We start from the raw sequence: 3,364 nt of genomic DNA on the forward strand, positions 1-3,364 counted from the left end.
CGGGCCCCTTGTTCCGAGCGGCCCTCCAGCTCTGGTCCGTGGCGGCAACCGACGAGGCCCTGCGTGCCGTGCTGGTCCCACTGGAGGCCCGGGTCGGCCGCGAGGCGCACCGGGTGACGGTCGAGCTGCTCGGCGTCGACGAGTCCCGGCCGGGGGTGCGGGAACTGGTCCAGGCCACGCTGGACCTGGCCCGCGGGCTCGGCCTGGCCAACCTGCTGACGGACGACAAGCGCAGGCGACGCCAGATCGTCAGCGAGTGGGCAAGAACGCTGGAGCTACGCCTGAGCGAGAGCTGACCACAACGACAAAGGAGCGGCGAGGTCATCCCGTCGCCTGAGGCCGCAAAAATCGCTTTGAGCCGGGCCCGCAACCCAAAGCCCAAGCCAAGCGGCCATGACAAAGCTTGCGGGCCCGGCTCAAAGTGATAGGCCTCAATCAGGCGACGGGATGACCTCCCGCGGCCCACCCACCCAGGGCGAGCCGACAACGGGAGCCAGGGTCATCCCAGAGCCTGCCCGTCCGGCGAGGACATCTTTCCCCAAAAAAGCCGCCCCACGAGAAGCCCGGATCGCGTCCATGTCGCGGGCGACCTGGTCGGCGCCGAGGCGACCACGGGCCGCCGGGCAGCCGGCCGCGGACTGCGCGTTCGCGGCCGCGTAGGCGTCGTACGCGCTCTTGGTCAGCGGCCCCGGCACGGGCGCGGGAACCGGCGCCGGGCACGTGACGTCGAGGCCGCGCGGGTCGAACACCACCACGTCGAACCGCGCCGCGAGGTCGGTGAACTGGTCGCGGTAGCCCGGCACGGCGAACAGCGGGATCGACTGCGCGGGACGGTGACGGTCGCGCCGCCGGCCGGGGCGTCCCAGTCAGCGGGCACCTCGATCTCGGTACAGGACAAGCCCTCGTAACAGTCTCGCCACGCCGGTCCGCCGGCGGCCGTGGCGGTGCCGGCTCCGGTCACGAGCAGCGCGACGACCGCCGTCGCCCGCTTGAGCAGTGCTTTCATGCCTCGATTCGAGCAGCCGGCGCGTCTGCCTCGAAACAGACTTTTCCGCCCGGGGAACCTCACCCACACCCCAAACGTCATAGTGCCGTAAGTAACACAATCGGCCCAACGGGCGAATGACCCGTTGTAGTGGCGAAACGAGAAAGGCAGTCCGGTGTCCGGTTCAGGAGTCGAGCTCACCCACCGCGCGATGGCGATGCTGAAGGCGGTGGCCGCGGGTCGTGCGCAGATGTCGTGCAGCTGCGAGCCCGACCTCTTCATCGACGGATTCGCCTGTTGCGATCAGATCACCGCGCACGCCCTCGCCCACGGCGGCTACCTGCGGCCCGCCGTCGAAGGCGGCACCGGGCGGGTGGCCGCCGAGCTGACCGAGGCCGGGCGGGCCGTACTGGAGATCACCGTCGCCGCCTGAGCGTCACGGAGTGTCGCCGCTTCGAACAAGTGTTCGGACTCCCGTCCGTGCCCCTGACCTGGCAGGCTTGTCCCCATGGCGGAGCACCCACGACCGGTGGACGACGAGGCGACGGTCTTCCTCCCGAGCGAGCTGCGGGGCCCGCACTGGCCGACCCGTGACCCCGACGTCTCGCGGCGCGCCTACGACGAGTTCGCCGGCCAGATCGTCGCCCGGCCGCCCGCGTCGCCGGTCAGCGCCGGGCGCGGGGAGGGTGCCGGTTCGTCGCTGGCCCGCTCCAGCGGCCGGATGGCGGTCGCCTCCGCCGTCAGCCGGGTCACCGGGTTCGTCGCGAAGCTGCTGCTCGCCGCCGTGGTCGGGGCCGGCGTCGTCAACGACTCCTTCACCGTCGCGAACACCCTGCCCAACATCGTCTTCGAACTGCTCTTCGGCGGCGTCCTCGCCAGCGTGGTGGTGCCGCTGCTGGTCCGCTCGCACGACGACCCCGACGGTGGCCGCGCCTACACCCAGCGGCTCATCACGATGGCGCTCGTGCTGCTCGCCGTCGGCACGGCCGTCGCGGTCGCGATCGCCCCGCTGTTCACCGCGCTCTACGTCGACAAATCGTCCCCGACGGCCAATCCGGCGCTGACCACCGCGCTGGCGTACCTGCTGCTGCCGCAGATCCTCTTCTACGGCCTCTTCGCGCTGCTCTCGGCGATCCTCAACGCGCAGAACGTCTTCGGCCCGCCGGCCTGGGCGCCGGTGCTGAACAACGTCGTCGTCACCGGCACGCTCGTCGTGTTCGCCTTCGTGCCGGGGGAGCTGACCCTCGACCCGGTCCACATGAGCGATCCCAAGCTGCTCGTGCTCGGCCTCGGCACCACGCTCGGCATCGTCGCGCAGGCCGTGGTGCTCATCCCGGCGTTGCTGCGCACCGGCTTCCGGTTCCGCTGGCGCTGGGGCTTCGACCCGCGGATCAAGGAGTTCGGCGGGCTCGCCGCGTGGATCCTCGGCTACGTCGTGGTCAGCCACGTCGGGTTCGTGATCACGACGAGGGTGCTGACCGGCGGCAACAGCGGCGGCGTCACGGCCTACAGCTACGCGTCCCTGCTCTTCCAGTTGCCGTACGGCATCCTCGGCGTCTCGCTGCTGACGGCGCTGATGCCGCGGATGAGCCGCGCGGCCGCGGACGGCGACACGGTCTCGCTCGTCGGCGACCTCTCGCTCGCGTCCCGCATGTCGACGGTGCTGTTCGTGCCGATTTCGGCGGTGCTGGCGGTGGTCGGAACCCCGATCGGCATCGCGATCTTCACCTGGGGCCGCGGCACCCTCGACGACGCCGAGCGGCTCGGCCAGACCCTGGCCGTCTCGGCGGTCGGGCTGCTCCCGTTCGCGCTGGTCATGCTGCAGCTGCGGGTGTTCTACGCGATGAAGGACGCCCGCACGCCCACGCTGATCATGCTCGTGATGACGGCGGTGAAGATCCCCCTCCTGCTGCTGTGCCGTGGCCTGCTCGACGGCGAGCACGTGGTGTACGGCGTCATGCTGGTCAACGGCGCCGGCTTCGTGGTCGGGGCGGTCCTCGGCCAGGTGTGGCTGTGGGTGCGGCTCGGGCACCTGCGCAGCAAGCGGTCGCTGCGGGTCGGGCTGATCACGCTTTCGGTGAGCGGGCTCGGGGTGGTGGCCGCGGTACTGGCGGGGCACGCGGTGCCGGCGTCGTTGGGCGTGATCCCGGGAGCGTGGGTGAAGCTGCCGGTGCAGGGGCTGCTGGGGATGGCGGTGCCGTTCGGGTTGCTGGCGTTGCTGAAGCTGCCGGAGTTCACGCCGGTGACCCGGCGGGTGGCGGGGTTGCGGCGGCGGTTCGCGGCTCGGTGAGGGGGCGGCGGCTCGGGGCGCCGGAGGAGGACAGCGAGAACACCGCCACGCTGCCGCCGGTGTAGTTGGCGCACAACAGGAACCGGCCG

General features: G+C 71.3%; 3 protein-coding genes and 1 pseudogene. 3 read left to right on the forward strand and 1 reads right to left on the reverse strand.

All coding sequences use genetic code 11. From position 1 onward, the window contains the following. Window positions 1–296, forward strand: a pseudogene (locus tag ACWDN5_RS46515) (TetR/AcrR family transcriptional regulator); the annotation flags it as partial. Window positions 297–431: 135 nt separating this feature from the next. On the opposite strand, the gene ACWDN5_RS46520 reads toward ACWDN5_RS46515, so the two are convergent. Beyond that, window positions 432–803 carry a hypothetical protein gene (locus tag ACWDN5_RS46520; RefSeq protein WP_449680770.1) on the reverse strand — a complete coding sequence of 124 codons (372 nt, stop codon included), beginning with the start codon at window positions 801–803 and terminating at the stop codon, window positions 432–434. Between the two features lie 357 nt (window positions 804–1,160). Between ACWDN5_RS46520 and ACWDN5_RS46525 the strand changes: the two genes are divergently transcribed. After that, complete coding sequence (locus ACWDN5_RS46525; protein WP_310977060.1) at window positions 1,161–1,418, forward strand: hypothetical protein; 258 nt, start codon at window positions 1,161–1,163, stop codon at window positions 1,416–1,418. A gap of 75 nt (window positions 1,419–1,493) precedes the next feature. Beyond that, window positions 1,494–3,275, forward strand: coding sequence for a murein biosynthesis integral membrane protein MurJ (murJ, locus tag ACWDN5_RS46530; RefSeq protein ID WP_449680771.1), 1,782 nt, complete (start codon window positions 1,494–1,496; stop codon window positions 3,273–3,275). Window positions 3,276–3,364: the final 89 nt, after the last annotated feature.

This window comes from Amycolatopsis sp. NPDC003731 (genome assembly GCF_053586895.1).